The organism is Ketogulonicigenium vulgare WSH-001 (assembly GCF_000223375.1).
In the GTDB taxonomy this organism is placed as follows: Bacteria; Pseudomonadota; Alphaproteobacteria; order Rhodobacterales; family Rhodobacteraceae; genus Ketogulonicigenium; species Ketogulonicigenium vulgare.
This window is the reverse complement of the sequence record NC_017384.1, coordinates 677,189-694,244: the sequence shown is the minus strand read 5'-3', so window position 1 is coordinate 694,244 and position 17,056 is coordinate 677,189. Positions and strand designations below refer to the sequence as shown.

At 60.8% G+C, this 17,056-nt stretch carries 19 protein-coding genes; 8 read left to right on the top strand and 11 right to left on the bottom strand.

Annotated features, from left to right (window positions below):
• Window positions 1-130: 130 nt before the first annotated feature.
• From mltG to fabD, 6 genes are all read right to left on the bottom strand, one after another.
• Complete coding sequence (gene mltG / locus KVU_RS03425) at window positions 131-1,273, bottom strand: endolytic transglycosylase MltG (protein WP_013383942.1); 1,143 nt, start codon at window positions 1,271-1,273, stop codon at window positions 131-133.
• Entirely contained in the window at window positions 1,273-2,532 is a 1,260-nt protein-coding gene (gene fabF, locus KVU_RS03420; RefSeq protein WP_014537609.1) for a beta-ketoacyl-ACP synthase II, read from the bottom strand. Before fabF ends, mltG begins: the two co-directional genes overlap by 1 nt.
• Window positions 2,533-2,598: 66 nt before the next feature.
• Window positions 2,599-2,916, bottom strand: coding sequence for a DUF4287 domain-containing protein (locus tag KVU_RS03415; RefSeq protein WP_236953143.1), 318 nt, complete (start codon window positions 2,914-2,916; stop codon window positions 2,599-2,601).
• 18 nt (window positions 2,917-2,934) lie between these two features.
• Window positions 2,935-3,168, bottom strand: coding sequence for an acyl carrier protein (locus tag KVU_RS03410; protein WP_013383938.1), 234 nt, complete (start codon window positions 3,166-3,168; stop codon window positions 2,935-2,937).
• Between the two features lie 223 nt (window positions 3,169-3,391).
• Window positions 3,392-4,129, bottom strand: coding sequence for a 3-oxoacyl-[acyl-carrier-protein] reductase (gene fabG, locus KVU_RS03405; protein ID WP_013383937.1), 738 nt, complete (start codon window positions 4,127-4,129; stop codon window positions 3,392-3,394).
• Between the two features lie 12 nt (window positions 4,130-4,141).
• The gene (gene fabD, locus KVU_RS03400; RefSeq protein WP_014537608.1) at window positions 4,142-5,074 is read right to left on the bottom strand and encodes an ACP S-malonyltransferase; all 933 of its coding nucleotides are present in this window, start codon (window positions 5,072-5,074) and stop codon (window positions 4,142-4,144) included.
• Window positions 5,075-5,236: 162 nt separating this feature from the next.
• Between fabD and KVU_RS03395 the strand changes: the two genes are divergently transcribed.
• From KVU_RS03395 to KVU_RS03375, 5 genes are all read left to right on the top strand, one after another.
• Window positions 5,237-5,554 carry a DMT family transporter gene (locus KVU_RS03395; protein WP_013383935.1) on the top strand — a complete coding sequence of 106 codons (318 nt, stop codon included), beginning with the start codon at window positions 5,237-5,239 and terminating at the stop codon, window positions 5,552-5,554.
• A gap of 140 nt (window positions 5,555-5,694) precedes the next feature.
• Complete coding sequence (rpsF, locus tag KVU_RS03390; protein WP_013383934.1) at window positions 5,695-6,081, top strand: 30S ribosomal protein S6; 387 nt, start codon at window positions 5,695-5,697, stop codon at window positions 6,079-6,081.
• A gap of 25 nt (window positions 6,082-6,106) precedes the next feature.
• On the top strand, window positions 6,107-6,334 hold the full coding sequence (rpsR, locus tag KVU_RS03385) for a 30S ribosomal protein S18 (RefSeq protein WP_014537607.1): 228 nt from the start codon (window positions 6,107-6,109) through the stop codon (window positions 6,332-6,334).
• A gap of 12 nt (window positions 6,335-6,346) precedes the next feature.
• Complete coding sequence (gene rplI / locus KVU_RS03380) at window positions 6,347-6,922, top strand: 50S ribosomal protein L9 (RefSeq protein ID WP_013383932.1); 576 nt, start codon at window positions 6,347-6,349, stop codon at window positions 6,920-6,922.
• Between the two features lie 194 nt (window positions 6,923-7,116).
• Window positions 7,117-9,078 (top strand): bifunctional 2',3'-cyclic-nucleotide 2'-phosphodiesterase/3'-nucleotidase, encoded by a 1,962-nt coding sequence (locus tag KVU_RS03375; protein WP_014537606.1) that lies wholly within the window; start codon window positions 7,117-7,119, stop codon window positions 9,076-9,078.
• A gap of 91 nt (window positions 9,079-9,169) precedes the next feature.
• On the opposite strand, the gene tig is transcribed toward KVU_RS03375, so the two are convergent.
• Both tig and KVU_RS03365 read right to left on the bottom strand, forming a co-directional pair.
• A complete protein-coding gene (gene tig, locus KVU_RS03370) occupies window positions 9,170-10,501 on the bottom strand; it encodes a trigger factor (protein WP_013383930.1) in 1,332 nt (443 codons plus the stop codon).
• A 271-nt stretch (window positions 10,502-10,772) separates the two neighbouring features.
• Entirely contained in the window at window positions 10,773-10,952 is a 180-nt protein-coding gene (locus KVU_RS03365) for a DUF3553 domain-containing protein (protein ID WP_013383929.1), read from the bottom strand.
• Between the two features lie 62 nt (window positions 10,953-11,014).
• Here KVU_RS03365 and KVU_RS03360 point away from each other — a divergent pair, with 62 nt between their 5' ends.
• Window positions 11,015-11,599 carry a histidine phosphotransferase family protein gene (locus KVU_RS03360; protein ID WP_013383928.1) on the top strand — a complete coding sequence of 195 codons (585 nt, stop codon included), beginning with the start codon at window positions 11,015-11,017 and terminating at the stop codon, window positions 11,597-11,599.
• Between the two features lie 35 nt (window positions 11,600-11,634).
• Here the strand turns inward: KVU_RS03360 and KVU_RS03355 are convergent, their stop codons facing one another.
• From KVU_RS03355 to KVU_RS03345, 3 genes are all read right to left on the bottom strand, one after another.
• Window positions 11,635-11,862, bottom strand: coding sequence for a hypothetical protein (locus KVU_RS03355; RefSeq protein ID WP_013383927.1), 228 nt, complete (start codon window positions 11,860-11,862; stop codon window positions 11,635-11,637).
• Window positions 11,863-12,023: 161 nt separating this feature from the next.
• Entirely contained in the window at window positions 12,024-12,860 is an 837-nt protein-coding gene (locus KVU_RS03350; protein ID WP_013383926.1) for a transporter substrate-binding domain-containing protein, read from the bottom strand.
• Between the two features lie 55 nt (window positions 12,861-12,915).
• Window positions 12,916-15,000 (bottom strand): outer membrane protein assembly factor BamB family protein, encoded by a 2,085-nt coding sequence (locus KVU_RS03345; protein WP_014537605.1) that lies wholly within the window; start codon window positions 14,998-15,000, stop codon window positions 12,916-12,918.
• A 320-nt stretch (window positions 15,001-15,320) separates the two neighbouring features.
• On the opposite strand from KVU_RS03345, the gene KVU_RS03340 reads away from it, so the two are divergent.
• Window positions 15,321-16,247 (top strand): ABC transporter ATP-binding protein, encoded by a 927-nt coding sequence (locus KVU_RS03340; RefSeq protein WP_013383923.1) that lies wholly within the window; start codon window positions 15,321-15,323, stop codon window positions 16,245-16,247.
• Window positions 16,244-17,056 (top strand): ABC transporter permease, encoded by an 813-nt coding sequence (locus KVU_RS03335; protein ID WP_013383922.1) that lies wholly within the window; start codon window positions 16,244-16,246, stop codon window positions 17,054-17,056. The genes KVU_RS03340 and KVU_RS03335 overlap by 4 nt, the downstream gene beginning before the upstream one ends.

Genomic DNA, 17,056 nt, shown 5'->3' with positions numbered 1-17,056 from the left:
AGCCCCACGGTTTCCCGTGGGGCCTGATGCAATTGTGCCAGTGTGCCCAAATTACGCGGCGCACCGTGCGCTGGCAATGAGATGCGCCGCAAGGGCCTTGCGCGGGCGGCGCATTAACCGATTGCTGGCTTTAGTTACCCAAAGCCCGCCAGCGCGCGACGTTGCGGTTATGCTCGTCCAGCGTCGTTGCAAAAGCATGCCCGCCAGTGCCGTCAGCCACAAAGAAGATATAGGGGCTGGTCGGCGGGTTCAGCGCAGCCTCGATACTGGCGCGGCCGGGGTTGGCGATGGGCGTCGGCGGCAGCGCGGGAATCGTATAGGTGTTCCAAGGCGTTGGCGTGTCGAGTTCCGACCGGCGCAGGCCGCGTCCCAGCACGCCGCGCCCCTCGGTCACGCCATAGATCACCGTCGGGTCGGTTTGCAGACGCATCCCCTGACGCAGGCGGTTCACAAAGACGGCGGCCACCTCGCCGCGCTCGTCCGGCACGCCGGTTTCCTTCTCGATGATCGAGGCAAGGATCAGCGCCTCTTCGGGCGTGGTCACGGGCAGGTCATCGGCGCGCGCCGCCCAAGCGGTTTGCAGGATATTGTCCTGACGCGTCCGCATCTGTGCCAGCAGATCGGCGACAGCCGTGCCACGGCGGATTTCATAGGAATCGGGGGCCAATGTCCCCTCGGGCGGCAGGTCGGTCACATCGCCTTCCAGCACATCCATTGCGTTCAGGCTATTGACCACTTGCCAGACGGTCGTGCCCTCGACCACTTGCACGGTCAGTTGCACATCGCCCTCGGCCAGCGCGGTGGTATATTCGGCGGGGACGGCGTCCTCGGCGGCGGGGTTAAAGCGGGCAACCTCGCCGTAGCGGCCCGTCTCAGGATCAAGTTCGCGCACGCGGGCGCTGAAATCATTCACGCTGACGACATAGACCACCTGCGCGCCGCAGGTGGATGCGCCGCCGCGCGTGATCTGATCGGTGATCTGTTCCATCGAGGAGCCGGGCGCGATCAGGAAGGCCCCCTGTTTCAACTGGCTGCGCATGTCGCGATAGTCAGCCATCAGATTGAACAAAGTGACCGACGAGATCGCACCTTGTTCCCCAAGGTTTTCCGCCGCGCGGCCAAAGCTGCCGCCTGCGGGCACCCGCAGGCAGACCGACTGCTGCAGCGGCCCCGGCGCCGCATATTCCCGCACGCCCCAAGTGATGACACCCGCCACCAAAAACAGCGCAACAACCGCAAAGGTCAGGAAACTTGACGCCAGGTGCTTCCACATCAGGCGTATTTCCCAACGATCAGGCTGGCATTGGTGCCGCCAAAACCAAAGGAATTCGACAGCGCCACGTCGATCTTGCGCTCGACTTTCTTATTCGGCGCGAGGTCGATTTTCGTCTCGACCGCCGGATTATAAAGGTTGATCGTGGGCGGTGCGACCTGATCGCGGATCGCGAGGATCGAGAACACAGCCTCGATCGCGCCCGCTGCGCCAAGCAGGTGGCCGGTGGCCGATTTGGTCGAGGACATGGTGACGTTGCTGGCCGCATCGCCCAGCAGACGCTCGACTGCGCCCAGTTCAATCGTATCGGCCATGGTCGAGGTGCCATGCGCGTTGACATAGTCGATGTCCGACGCGCTGATGCCCGCATCGCGCATCGCCATCGCCATGGCGCGCGCGCCGCCTTCGCCGTCCTCGGACGGGGCGGTGATGTGATAGGCATCGCCCGACAGGCCATATCCCAGCACTTCGGCATAGATTTTTGCACCGCGCGCAAGGGCGTGTTCCAGTTCCTCAAGGACGACAACGCCCGCGCCCTCGCCCATGACGAAACCGTCGCGGTCGGCATCATAGGGACGCGAGGCGGCCTTGGGGTTATCGGCACCTTTGGTCGACAGCGCCTTGCAGGCGTTAAAGCCCGCGATACCGATTTCGCAGATCGAGGCCTCGGCCCCGCCGGCGACCATGACATCGGCATCGCCGTATTTGATCAGACGGGCCGCATCGCCAATGGCATGGGCGCCGGTGGCGCATGCGGTGACGACCGCGTGGTTCGGGCCCTTAAAGCCGTGTTTGATCGCGACCTGACCCGAGATCAGGTTGATCAGCGCGCCCGGAATAAAGAAAGGCGAGACGCGGCGCGCCCCCTTTTCCTTGATCAGAACGGCGGTTTCGGCAATGGATTTCAGACCGCCGATGCCCGAGCCGATCATCACGCCGGTGCGGAAACGATCCTCGTCGGTTTGCGGCACCCAGCCCGAATCCTCGACCGCCTGCTGCGCGGCGGCAACGCCAAAGATGATGAAATCATCGACCTTGCGCTGGTCTTTCGGCTCCATATAGCGGTCGGCGTTGAACGTGCCGTCCGTGCCATCGCCCAAGGGAACCTCGCAGGCATAGGTGGTGGCCAGGTGGCTGGCATCAAACTGCTTGATCGGGCCTGCACCCGACTGGCCGTCCAAAAGACGCGACCAGCTTTCCTCGACCCCATCGGCCAGAGGGGTCACAAGGCCAAGGCCCGTTACGACAACACGACGCATATTCTACCCTTCCTCGGAAGTTTTGCCGCATCTGATACACGCGGTCGCGGCCAAGGCCAACCCGATTTAACCTTTACGATCCTCGGCAAGTGTGTGCGCCACCAAGGCATTGGCATGGCCGTGGCCCATCTGGTGTTGATCTTTCAACCATTGCACCAGCTCCATATGCTTGCGGTCGCCCTGCGCGCGGATCATCGCCTGCCATTCGGAAATGGGGCGGCCGTATGTCTTTTCAATGGATGGAAAATAGGATGCCGGCCCTTTGATCACTGGTTCTGACATGATGCGTCCTCCTGTTCCCAGATTGGGAGGGGGCGCGTCAAAGTCAAGAAAAGCTGGCAGCGCAAAAGAAAACGGCGCCGACCCGAAAGTCAGCGCCGTCATGCAAAAATCGTGAAACGATTATTGCGCTTCCGAGATGAACTTCACGGCATCGCCGAAAGTTTGAATGGTCTCGGCGGCGTCATCGGGGATTTCGATGCCGAATTCTTCTTCGAAGGCCATCACCAGTTCAACGGTGTCCAGGCTGTCTGCGCCCAGATCGTCGATGAAGGACGCGGCTTCAACCACTTTGTCCTCTTCAACGCCAAGGTGCTCTACAACGATCTTGCGTACGCGCTCTGCGACATCGCTCATCTAAATGTCCTCATGTCTCTCTGGGCTTGTGCCCGCTTTTCAATACCCCCGGAAATGGGGGCGATTCAACTGCCCGGCACCGGGCCCATTCCACCGGGCCCCATCATAGGACCCAGCCAGAATTACGGCGGCTCATAGCAGGATTTTATCCGAAGGCAAACGCTTTCACATCCCGCAAATCAGCCTACCCCCGTCCAATTGCGACGGGAAGGGGCGAAATGCCTTAAATCATCGCCATTCCGCCGTTCACGTGCAGCGTAGCGCCCGTGACGTAACCTGCCTCGACACTGGCCAGATAGAGGACAGCCGCCGCGATTTCTTCGGGGTTGCCCATGCGTCCGGCCGGAACCTGACCCAAGATGGTGGCTTGCTGGCCCTCATTCAAGGCGTCGGTCATCGCAGTCGCGATAAAGCCCGGCGCGATGCAGTTCACGGTGATGCCGCGGCTGGCAACCTCGGCGGCGATGGCCTTGGACATGCCGACCATACCAGCCTTGGACGCGGCATAGTTCGCCTGACCGGGGTTGCCGGTTGCGCCGACGATGGACGAGATATTGATAATGCGGCCCCAGCGCGATTTCATCATCGGGCGGATCACACCGCGCGCAAGGCGCATGGTCGAGGTCAGGTTGACGTTGATCACATCATCCCATTCCGCATCCGACATCCGCATGAACAGGTTATCGCGGGTGATGCCGGCGTTGTTCACCAAAATATCGACAGAGCCCATGGCGGCGGCGGCGGCTTTGGGCAGCGCCTCGACCGCCTCGGCGTCCGACAGGTTGCAGGTGATGACATGGACGCGATCGCCCAGATCGGCGGCCAGCGCATCCAGCGGCGCTTGGCGGGTGCCGGAAATCGTCACCACAGCCCCTGCCCCATGCAGTGCGCGCGCGATAGAGGCGCCAATACCGCCCGAGGCGCCGGTGATCAGGGCGTTTTTGCCGGTCAGGTCAAACATGTCATTCTCTCCTTAAAGGGTTGCGGCGGCTGCGGCCGCTTCCTCGGGGGTGCCGATGTTCAGGCACGCGATATCTTTTTCAATGCGGCGGATCATGCCCGACAGCGCCTTGCCCGCACCAATTTCCCATGCGGTGGTCACGCCATTTGCCGCCATCCATTGCACGGATTCGCGCCAGCGCACTGACCCGGTCACCTGTTGCACCAGCAGATCGCGAATCGCCGCGGGGTCGGTCACAGCGGATGCGACCACATTCGCGACCACGGGCACGGCGGGCGTGTTAATCGTCACCGCCGCCAGCGCGTCCCGCATGACATCGGCCGCAGGCTGCATCAGGGCCGAGTGGAACGGCGCCGAGACCGGCAGCAGCAGCGCGCGTTTGGCGCCTTTGGCCTTTGCAATCTCGCAGGCGCGCTCGACCGCGGCCTTGTGACCCGAAACGACGACCTGCGAGGGGTCGTTGTCATTGGCGGCCTGACAGACCTCGCCTTGGGCAGCTTCGGCGGCAATCTCGGCAACAGTCGCAAAATCGAGGCCCAGAATCGCAGCCATCGCGCCAATGCCGACGGGCACAGCCGCCTGCATCGCATCGCCGCGAATGCGCAACAGCCGCGCGCTATCCGCGAGGCCGAGCGCGCCGACGGCACAAAGGGCGGAATATTCGCCAAGGCTGTGGCCCGCGACAAAACCGGCGTCGGTGATCTTGACGCCCTCGGCCTCGAGCGCGCGCAGCGCGGCGATCGATGTGGCCATCAGCGCAGGCTGCGCGTTGCGCGTCAGGGTCAGCGTTTCGATATCGCCCTCCCAGATCAGCGCCGACAGGCTTTCACCCAGCGCATCATCAACCTCGGCAAAGACGGCGCGCGCGGCGGGATAGTGATCGGCAAGGGCACGGCCCATTCCTATGGCCTGCGACCCCTGTCCGGGGAATACGAATGCGCGCAAGGGCTCTCTCCTCATTACGTTTTCAACCTCACTAGTCAAATTGGGCGGGTTTCTCAACTGCTGGCTTGAAAAGCGCGCGATACGTCATCATATTATAGGGCGTGGGACGACCCACATTTTCATGCATGTCTCGGGACGACCCGATTGTGATGAGGCTTGAAAATGGCTTGGGTTTATCTGGTTTTGGCTGGCGCGTTTGAAATCGTCTGGGCCTATACGATGAAACTGTCCGACGGGTTCACCAAACCGCTTTATACCAGCATCACCATCGTCACGATGGTGTTCAGCTTTGCGCTGCTGTCGATGGCGATGAAAGTGCTGCCCCTTGGCACCGCCTATATGATCTGGACCGGGATCGGCGCGATTGGTGCCTTTACCATCGGCGTGCTGTTTCTGGGCGAGGCCCTGACCCCCATGCGCGTCATTGCGGCGCTGCTGCTGCTCTCGGGGCTGATCCTGATGAAACTGGCAACCAAATAAGGGCGTAAAGCCTTGCGCAAACGCGCGGGGCCTGTATAAGGCCCCATCTTTCCGCCATAGATATGAACGGCGCAGTCTCTCGAGGGGTGGTGCGGAAAGTAAGCCATCCCGTTGAAATGCGCATGACACATGGAGAAAACATGCCCCTGTATGAGCATGTCTTGATCGCGCGTCAGGATCTGTCCAACGCGCAGGCCGAAGGCCTCATCGAACACTTCTCGGCCGTTCTGGCTGACAACGGCGGTGCCGTTGTTCTGTCGGAATACTGGGGCGTTAAAACGATGGCCTACAAGATCAACAAAAACCGCAAAGGCCATTACGCCTATCTGCGCACCGACGCCCCTGCGGCTGCTGTGCTGGAGATGGAACGTCTGGCCCGTCTGCACGACGACGTCATGCGCGTTCTGACCATCAAGGTCGATGCACATGAAGACGGCCCGTCGGTTCAGATGCAAAAGCGTGACGAGCGTGACCGCGGCGAGCGTGGCGACCGTCCCGAGCGCGGCGAACGCCGCGAGCGTCGTTGATCTCAGGTCATAAGGAATAACGCACATGGCAACCAAGCCTTTCTTCCGTCGCCGTAAGTCCGACCCCTTTGAGGGCGAAGGCGCACCCGTGATCGATTACAAAGACACCCGTCTTCTGCAGCGCTACATTTCCGAGCGCGGCAAAATCGTTCCCGCCCGCATCACCGCCGTTTCGGCAAAGAACCAGCGTAAGCTGGCACAGGCTATCAAGCGCGCGCGCTTCCTGGCCCTGCTGCCCTACGCTGTGAAATAAGGAGTATTCCACATGGAAGTCATCCTGCTGGAACGCGTCGCCAAGCTTGGCCAGATGGGTCAAGTGGTCAAGGTCAAGGACGGCTACGGCCGTAACTACCTGCTGCCCCAAGGCAAGGCGCTGCGCGCAACCACTGCAAATATTGCGAAATTCGAATCGCAAAAGGCGCAGCTCGAGGCTCGTAACCTCGAGACCCGTAAAGAAGCCGAAGCCGTTGGCGAAACGCTGGCCGGTCAAAGCTTTATCGTCATCCGTTCGGCTTCGGACGGCGGCGTGCTTTACGGTTCGGTCGCTGGTCGCGACATCGCTGAAGCGGCAACTGCTGCAGGCTTCACCGTTGACCGTCACCAAGTTGCACTGATTGCTCCGATCAAAGATCTGGGCGTTCACGATGTGACCGTGCGTCTGCACCCCGAAGTCGAAGTCACCGTTTCGGTGAACGTGGCCCGTTCGCCTGAAGAAGCTGAACTGCAAGCCGCTGGCAAGTCGATCCGCGAACTGGCTGCAGAAGCTGAAGCTGCTGCAGAATTCGAGATCGCCGAGCTGTTCGACGATATCGGCGGCGCTGTCGACGAAGACGAAGAATAAGCAATCCTGTGATTGCGACCAGAAAACCGCGCCCCTCGGGCGCGGTTTTTTGTTGCGCGGATATTTTATGCAGCTGCGACATGACGGTGCCCTGTGCTGCGCGGATTGCTGCCACGACGGGGACATCTGTCACGCTGTCATTGCCTTGTAACCCCCGCCTGTCAGGCTGGCGGCAGTTTTCAAGGAGCCTTCCCATGACATTTCGCCTCTCGCGCAGGCATTTTCTGGCCACCACCGGTGCGACGCTGGCCGTGATGCATCCGTTCTCGGTGCGCGCCGCCAGCAATCAGGCGCATCTGCGCATCATGGAAACGACGGATCTGCACGTCCATGTCTATCCCTATGATTATTACGCCGACCGCGCCATCGACACGGCAGGCCTCTCGCGCACCGCAAGCCTGATCGAGGGTATCCGCGCCGAGGCCGCGAACAGCATCCTGTTCGACAATGGCGATATGCTGCAAGGCAACCCGCTGGGCGATTACATCGCCTATGAGCGCGGCATGGAGCCGGGTCAGACCCACCCGATCATCAATGCGATGAACACGCTGGATTACGCGGCGGGGACGCTGGGGAACCACGAATTCAACTATGGCCTGCCGTTCTTGGCCAATGCGCTGGCCGGATCGGGCTTTCCGGTGGTCTGCGCCAATGCGATCACCAGCGCGGGCGAGAGTCCGCTGGAGGATGTGACGCTGGTCGCGCCCTATGTGATTCTGGACCGCGAGATGACCTTGGGCGATGGCAGCACCCTGCCCCTGCGCATCGGCGTGATCGGCTTTGTCCCGCCGCAGATCACCGCCTGGGACAAGGCGCATCTGGATGGCAATGTCACCGCGCGCGGCATTGTCGAGGCGGCCGAGGCCTATGTGCCCCAGATGAAGGCCGAGGGGGCCGAGATCATCATCGCCCTGTGCCATTCCGGCATTGGCGAGGTGGGTGCCGACCCCGCTCAGGAAAACGCCGCCATCCCGCTGGCGGCGATTGAGGGCATCGACGTGCTGCTGCTGGGCCATTCCCACCGCGTCTTTCCCGGCCCCGATTATGAGGGCACCGAGGGCGTCGATGCCAGTGCTGGCACCATTGGCGGCAAACCTGCCGTCATGGCCGGTTTCTGGGGCAGCCATATGGGTCTGGTCGATCTGATGCTGGAACATGACGGCACGGCTTGGGCCATCGCCCGCGCCGAGGTCGAGGCTCGCCCGATCACCGCCCGCGACGCCGAANATCGCGTGACCGCCGCCGTGGGCGACGTGGCCGCCGTGCAATCCGCCGCGCGGGTCGAGCATGAGGCGACCCTTGCCTATGTCCGCCGCGCCGTCGGCCAAACCAGCGCGCCGCTTTATAGCTATTTCGCGCTGGTGGCGGATGACCCTTCGGTGCAGATCGTCTCGCAGGCGCAGCTGTGGTATGTCGCCGACCTGCTGCGCGGCACCGAATATGAGGGCCTGCCCCTGCTGTCCGCTGCTGCCCCGTTCAAGGCAGGCGGGCGCGGTGGTCCCGATTATTATACCGACGTACCTGCGGGCGATATCGCGATCCGCAACGTGGCCGACCTTTACCTCTATCCAAACACCGTGCAGGCCGTGCTGATCACCGGCGCACAGTTGAAAGGCTGGCTCGAGCGTTCGGCGGGCATGTTCAACCAGATCACCCCCGGCGCCAGCGACGCGCTGCTGCTGAACCCTGATTTCCCCAGCTATAATTTCGACGTGATCGACGGGGTGACCTATCAGATCGACCTGAGCCAACCGGCCATGTTCGACCGCGACGGGGCGGTGGTGAGTGCAGATACGAACCGTATCGTGAACCTGCAATGGAACGGCGCGCCGGTGGACCCGGCGCAGCAGTTCGTCGTCGCCTCGAACAATTATCGCGCCAGCGGCGGCGGCAGTTTCCCGGGGGCGGATGGCTCGACCATCATTCTGGTTGCGCCCGACACGAACCGCGACGCGCTGGTGCGCTATATCGTCGATCAGGGCACGATCAACCCCAGCGCCGATGGCAATTGGCGCTTTGCCCCGATGGAGGGCACCACGGTGATCTTTGAAACCGGCCCGCGTGCGATTGAATACGCCGATCAGGTGCAAGGGTTGACGATCACCCATATCGGCCCGGCCGAGGGCGGTTTTTCCCAGTTCCGCATCAACCTGTAAGACCAAAGGCCGCCCTAAGGGGTGGCCCTCTCACTGCAATGCAAAAGGGCCACCCAATCGGGTGGCCCTTTCCTATCCCAGAAGGCGGGACTTATTCGACGTCAAGCGCCTCGACAGCGGCTTGCAGGTCTTCTTTGGTGGCGTCTTTTTCTTCAACTTTCACTTGGCTGAAGATGAAGTCCACGACCTTGTCTTCGAAAATCGGGGCTTGGATCTGCTGACGGGCAGCAGCGTTTTGTTGCACGAATTCAAAGAACTGACGCTCTTGACCGCGGTATTGGCGGGCTTGGTTCAGGATCGCTTGGGTCAACTCGGAATCGGTGACCTTGATCTCGTTCTTTTGGCCCAGTTCCGCCAGCAGCAGACCCAGTTTCACGCGGCGCACAGCCAGTTTGCGGTGTTCGTCGGTGGTGACGATCTCGCCATGGGTGTGGTTGGTGTCTTCGGGGTGCTCTTCGTGGTACAGTTGATGCGCGATTTGACCGGCTTCAGCCTCAACCAGCACTTCGGGCAGCTCGAACGAGACCAGCGTGTCCAGCTTGTCCAGCAGGGCGCGTTTGGCAACAGCGCGCGAGGCACCGGCAAATTCGCCTTCCAGCGAGGTCGCGATCTGCTTTTTCAGACCTTCAAGGTCTTCGGCGCCGAATTGCTTGGCCAGCTCGTCGTTCAGCTCGGCGGCTTTGGGCTCTTTCACGGCTTTGACGGTGCAGGTGAAAACAGCAGCTTTGCCAGCCAGATGGGCAGCGCCGTAGTTTTCCGGGAAGGTGACTTCCACGTCCTTCACTTCGTCGACTTTCACGCCAACGAGACCCTCTTCAAAGCCGGGAATGAACGAGTTCGAACCCAGAACCAGCGGGTAATCCTCAGCCGCGCCGCCTTCAAAGGCTTCGCCGTCGACTTTACCCAAGAAGTCGATGACCACTTGGTCGCCGTCTTTGGCCTTGGAGCCCTTGCGACGGTCTTCGAATTGCTTCGAGGTATCGGCGAGGTTTGCCAGCGCTTCGTCGATGGCCGCATCGTCGGCCTTGACGCTCAGGCGGGTGATTTCAACGCCCGACAGGTCGACTTCGGGAACGGCGGGCAGCGTTTCATAGGACAGCGTGACTTCGACGTCCTGGCCTTCTTGCCAGTCTTCGTTGGTCATTTTCACTTCGGGCTGCATCGCCGGACGGTCACCGGTGGCGGCCAGATGGTCGTTGATCGCGCCATCGACAGCTTCTTGCATGGCTTCGCCGAGCAGGCGCGGGCCGAATTGCTTTTTCAGCAGCGCGAAGGGGACTTTACCCTTGCGAAAGCCCTTCATCTCGATTTCGGGCGCGGCTTCGTCAAGCTTCTCACGGACCTTCGCGTCCAGTTCGGCAGCGGTCACCGTGATGGCATAGCCGCGCTTCAGTCCTTCGTTGAGGGTCTCGGTGACCTGCATTTTTGCGTCCTTCAGCTTTCGATATCTGGCGGAACGACCCGCCTTCACGCCCCTTGGTCTGCCCAAAAAGGCCATATTCTCTGGGGCGGATAAAGAATTTCCCCGGCCAAGGCAAGCAGACAATGACGTCAGACCGCCGATCCCGCGATTGTTAAGATGCTGTTAGCGGGTAACAGTTAGCCTTGCAGGACCGCTTACCTCTATGTCACTGTAGGTAGATAGATTTTTATTATCGCAATCATGCGAGAGGTGCTGCACGATGATGCGAATGCTAAAATGACACCAGAACCAGAAATATCCGCGAGCCGTCGATGACTTGTTTGCCAGCTTCGGGGAAATTCACCGTGATCTTGCCCCTGATATTGGACTGCACCTGCCCCTCACCCCATTCGGGATGGTCGGGGTGGCGCACGATATTGCCCGGGGCCAGCATCGCATTCAGGTCGATCATCCGTTTATCCTTCCGGCGCGACAGCGCTGTTTTTCTGTGTTGTGAATGAAAGGGCCTTTCGAATGCAAGCTGATCTGACAGCTTTGGTGACGTCGCGTATCAGCCACGATCTGTTCAACCCGCTGGGCGCGATCAGCAATGGGGTGGAACTGCTTGGCCTTGTCGCCCCCTCGCCCGAGTTGGAACTGATTGGTGACAGCGTGAAAAGCGCCACCGCCCGCCTGCAGATGCTGCGTCTGGCCTTTGGCGCGGCGGGATCGGGGGCGGTCACCGCGCGCGATTGGGCGGCGACGCTGGCGGGCGTTTCAGCCGGTGGGCGCGGCAAATACAAACATAACAGCCCCACACCCGTTCCGCGCAACGAGGCCAAGGTGCTGGCGCTGCTGGGTCTGTGCTGCGACGCCAGCCTGCCCTATGGCGGCGAGATTGTGTTCAGTCCCCATGGCAATGGCGGATGGTCGGTACAGGCCAGCGGGCGCGAGGTGCGGTTCAACGCGCATCTTTGGGGTTGCGTCACCGGCCTCGCCCCGCGCGAGCCGGTCGAGCCGTCGCATGTGCAGTTCCTGCTGGTCGCAGCCGCCGTGGCGGATCTGGGGCGCCAGATCAACCTTGTTCATACCGCGACGACAATCGACATCGTCTTTTGATGGCATTGGGGCCGGCCTGGCGCCAGCCCCAAACCTTAATAAGTCTTGGTCAGAAACTGCCGCTCGGCCGCGCTTTGGGCCGAGGCAACCGTCATGGGCTGCTGCATATGCGCAAAGGACAGCACGTCCAGCCCGCCCGTCCAGCCGATCAAGGGATCAATGGCATGGGCGGTGGGTACCGCTTTCGCCTCGAACCAGGACCAGAGTCTGTTAAAGGCCGATTGCGTTTCGGCCCGATCTTGGTGGTCAAACCCGTCTGCCATTTGTCACCTCCTGCGAATGGCGGTCACGTGTAAGGTCAGTGTATACAGCACGGGCCATTTGCCAAAGAAAAACCGCGCAGAAACCGGTGTCCCTGCGCGGCGATCAGCCAAAAGAGAAGATTCTGCTGGCGATCTGGGCCAAATCACCGTGTTTTGCGCGTTTATCGCGCAGTCACAGTCGATCCAAACCGCGTATAATCGAGGCGGTCGAGCAATTCGGCGATCGTGCCATCGCCGATCATCTCGGTCATGGCCGCATCCAGCTCGCCGCGCAGGAAGGTGTTATTGCTCAGGACAATCGCACCCATGTCGATTTGCGCATTCACGGCGGGCATCCGTTCCAACTCGTGCAGCCCCTCGAGCAGCGCGGGCTCTTCTTGTTCGATTTTGCGCCAGGCCGGGCCATAGATGCTGGCAGTGGCAATGCTGCCGTCCTGCACGCGGGTCAGCAGCAGCGTATGGTCGACATAGGGCTGATAGCCCCATTGCTGATCGGTCGGGCGCAGGCTGTTGAACTGGCGGAAGATATAGGCGCCATAGGACGCAAGCTCTAGCCCGATGCGGCGATCCGCCGGAATATCGGTCAGGCGCGTAAAGCCCGGATCTTTTGACAGATAGGTAAAGGAATGCGTCGCATAGGGACGCGTGACGGTAAATTCGGGCGGATAGGGAATAACGCCGAGGCCCATCCCCATAATCACATCACAAGTGGCCGATAGCGCGACCAGCATATCCGAGGCCGCGAATTCGCCGCCCATCCCATAACCCGAGGGCATTTCATTCACCTCGATGGGCATCAGCAGACGCGCGGCGATCTCGCTAGCGACGGCGCTGTCCAGATCAGCGGTGGGTGAATTACGGTAATGACAGGCCCGCAGCGTACTGCCCGAAGGCAGGATGTTGGGGTTCATCAATTGCGGATTGGCAACCTGATCAATCAACTGCGCCGAGGCGAAAGCCGGGCACAGCGCGATGACGGCAGAAACGAAAAAACGCATAAGCTTATCCCAAAAAGAACTGCACCGGCCCTGGGGCCGGTGCAGCTTGGTTCATTTATTCAGCGGTCAGACGATAGACATAGACCATGTTCGCACCGGTGATCGGCGGAATGCTCATGCCAGGGGTCAGCGCAACTTGCGTGGTTGCCGATTGGCCAGCCGGGATGGCGACATATTGGATGCCGTCAATCTCGTAGGTCATCGGGTAACCACCGATCGGTGCGTGCAGACGCTGGGTCCACAGCACTTCACCGGTCTCGTCGTTCATCGCATAGACGTAACGGTTTGCGTCACCGACGAAGATCAGGCCGCCACCGGTGGCCAGAACCGAGGACGAGAAGCGTGCGGGCTGCTCGACTTCGAAGGCGTCCGAGCCGTCCAGAACGTTCAGCGCAAACAGCGAGCCGACGTTATCATGGCCGGGTGCCAGTTGCTGCGGGCCGGTTTGGGCCAGACCCATCGATTCACCGGTCGGTGCCAGTTCAAATGCCAGCGGCGTGATCGTTTGGCAGATGTTGGCAGCCGGCAGGTAGAACATGCCAGTGTCGGGGCTGTAAGCCGTTGCTTGCCACAGACGACCACCGTTGAAGGTCGGGCAGAACAGCTTTTCTTCACCAATCTCGGTCGGGATGGTGTCGAGGTTCAGCGTGATCTCACCGGTCTCTTGGTCGATGCTTTCGATGACGTTCTGGTAGATGGTTTCTTTCGACCAGATGAATTCACCGGTTGCCGCGTCCAGCGCAAAGGTGATGCCGTTTTTACCGGGCGTCGTGACGACCAGCTTGCGCATCTCGCCGTCGATTTCTTCTTCGATGATGATCCGCTCGAACGGCGAGTCAAGGTCGAAGTTATCGCGCGGCATGTGCTGGTAGTACCACTTCAGCTCGCCCGTGTCGGCGTCGATCGCCAGGGTCGAGTTGGTGTAGAGGGCCGAACCCTCGCCGGTACCACGGGTCAGTTCCGAATAGGGGATCGGCATACCGGTGCCGAAGAAGACCATATTCAGTTCTGCATCATACGAACCGGTTGCCCAAGGGGTTGCACCCCAACGGTTTTCAGCCGGAACGCCACCCCACGATTCGTCAACCAGCGGGTTGTTCGGATCGTCGATGGTGTTAAAGCGCCAGATTTCTTCGCCGGTGTCGGCATCATGCGCGGTGATAAAGCAGCCGCCATTGGTGCCAGCGATCGAGCAGCCCGAGATGCCGCTGAAGATCTTGCCGTCAACAACCAGGGGACCGGCGGTATAGCTGTAGCCCTTTTCCCAGTCGTGGACCTGAACGTCCCATTCGACTTGGCCCGACAGCGCGTCCAGCGACATCAGACGACCGTCAACAGTGGTCAGGATGACGCTGTCTTGCCACAGCGCGACCGAGTTCTTTTGACGCTCGGCCTGACGACCGTGGTATGCGCCCTCGAATTCGGGACGGGTGTGGGTGTACATCCAGATCGTGTCGCCGGTGACGGCGTCAACAGCCATCACGTTGTTCTGGTTTGTCGCCAGGAACATGATGCCGTCGTGAACGATCGGTGCAACTTCTTGCAGACCGGGGACACCCATCGGATAGGTCCAGGCCAGTTCCAACTCGCCCACGGTATCGCGGTTGATCAGGTCCAGCGGGCTGTGACCTTGGTTGTCGACCGTGCGGCGCCATTGCAGCCACTCGGACGGATCGGGGTTCAGGATCATTTCCGGGGTCACCGGCGAGTAGTCGCGCGCAGGCGCGGCTTCAGCGGTTTCTTCCAAAACGACATGGGCAATATCTGCCGGGTCGGCGCCGATGGCAGCGACCTGAACGGCGGCAGTGCCAGCGACGACTTCGTCACCCAGCGCCATGCCGTTGTGGTTCAGGATATAGCCGGCAATGTCGACATAATCCTGCGCCGGAAGACCGCCGGGATTGTCCAGCGGCATGCCATTCAGGACCATCGCATCAACGATCGTCGCGGCGGTGGCGGTCGAATTTTGGTAGCTGTCACGGATGCTGTTCGCGTGGCAAACCGAGCAGCGTGCGTCGTAGAGTTCCTGACCGCGTTGAACTTGTTCAGCGGTGTAGAAACCATCCTGCGCATGCGCTGCACCTGCGATCATCATCGGGATGATGGCGGCAGTTGCCCGCAAAAGGAATGTGGGTTTCACGATGGGCCCGTCCTCTGTCTAACTAATGCCGGCCTGGAATGAAGGCGGCGTTGCTGGAACACACGAACCCGCCGGGGGAGGACGGCGGGTCGAGACTCTCACGCGCATGTAAAATTGCAGACATCTCTGCCCAGAATCGTCAAATGCGCATTTTGTCGCTACCATATTTAGTGCATAAAGTAATGGTATATTTTGATTTTAGGCTATTTCGGGGGTGGACCTCGGGGCAGCAAATGGGGTGATAACGCTAGCAAAAACCCATGCCATGGTGCGCCCCTCGGCGCATGAAAACTGACTGAGTCGCACGCAAAAGGGCAGATATGAGCAAGCCAACCGCCGATGTCGCAGGGATCGCCTATGCGCTGCGCGATGTAACCGTCGAATATGGTCGCACTGTCGCATTAGATCACCTGTCGCTGCAGGTGGCGCGGGGCACGTGGATGTCCGTGCTGGGGCGCAATGGCGCCGGCAAAAGCTCGCTGATCAAACTATTAGCAACCCTGCTGCAGCCGACATTCGGGCAAGTTGAGCTGGATGGCATCAATGTCGCACGCAAACCGGGTCTGGCACGGCGACATTTGGGCTATGTGCCGCAGTCCGGCAGTCTGGATGGACGGCTGACGGTGCGCGAGAACCTGGAATTCTTTGCCGCGATGCAGGGGTTACGGGGCGGTGCACGCCGCAGCGCGATTGATCAGGCGCTGGCCCCATTCGACGCCTTTGCAGACCGTTTGGTCGCGCAATTGTCCACCGGACAAAAGCGCCGAGTCGAAGTGGCGCGTGCGCTGATGCATGATCCCGATATCGTGATTCTCGACGAGGCGACCGCCGGGATTGACGCGCAGTCGCGGCAGGCGATTTGGGACAGCCTGCAACAGATGCGCCAGACGCGCAGGGTGACGGTGATCATGACATCGCATTTCATCGAAGAAATCGGCCAGACCGACCGCTGTTGTATCCTGCACAAGGGGCAGTTGCTGGGCGAATGGGCGACGCCCGATCTGCTGCGTGATTATGGCGGCCAGTTCTATCGCATGACGGCCAAGGATGCTGCGGCGCAAGATGCGCTGCTGGCTGCCCTGCCCGGCGCGGCCATCGATCCCACCAGCGGCGATGTAGTGGTGACATTAACACAGCACGACCCCGCCCTGCTGGCGCTGATCGCGGCGCACTCCGCCCGTCTGCATGTGACGCCCGCACCGCTTGACCGCGCGATTGTCGAAGCAACCGCAAGGCTGGCGCGATGATTGCGATTTTGCAGGCCATTCACGCGATCTGGCAGCGCGATGTGCATAAATTCCTGCGCGACCGCGCGCAACTGGTCGGCAGCATCAGCCGTCCGCTGCTGTGGGTAGTGATTATGGGGATCGGGCTGAACCCCTATTTCCGGGCCGAGACCTTCGGCCAAGTGCGGTTTGCCGTACCCTATACCTATCTGCAATTCATCTTTCCGGGGGTCATCGCGCTGAATGTGATGTTCGGGGCGATGCAGGCCGCAACCAGCGTGATCGCCGACCGTGAATATGGCTTTGCGCAGATGCTGGGCACCAGCCCGCCGCCGCGCTGGGCGATCTTGCTGGGCAAAGTGCTGGGCGGCACCACGATTGCGACATTCCAAGGGATGATCGTGCTGCTGCTGGCCCCGACCGTCGATCTGCAGATCGGGCTGGCGCAGGCGCTGCTGGGTCTGTGCGCCATCGCGGGCTTCGCCTTTGCCATGAGCTGCTTTGCCATCTACCTTGCGACCCGCACCACCAGTTTCGAGGGCTTTGGCCTGTTTTCAAATGCCGTCATCCTGCCGATTTATTTCACATCCAACGCGATGTTCCCGATTGATCCGGCGATTGGCGCAGCCCAAGCCCGCGCCATCTTCCCCGAATGGCTAGTTTTAATGGTCGAGATGAACCCCGTCACCTATATCACTGATTTATTTCGCGGAGTCTTCATCGGCTTTCAATCCTACACCACCGCCGGCAGCGTTTGGGTGCTGGTGATTTCATCGGCGTTTTTCTTTACGCTGGCGTGGCGGCGCTTTTTGCGCGCGCAGCAGGTGTAG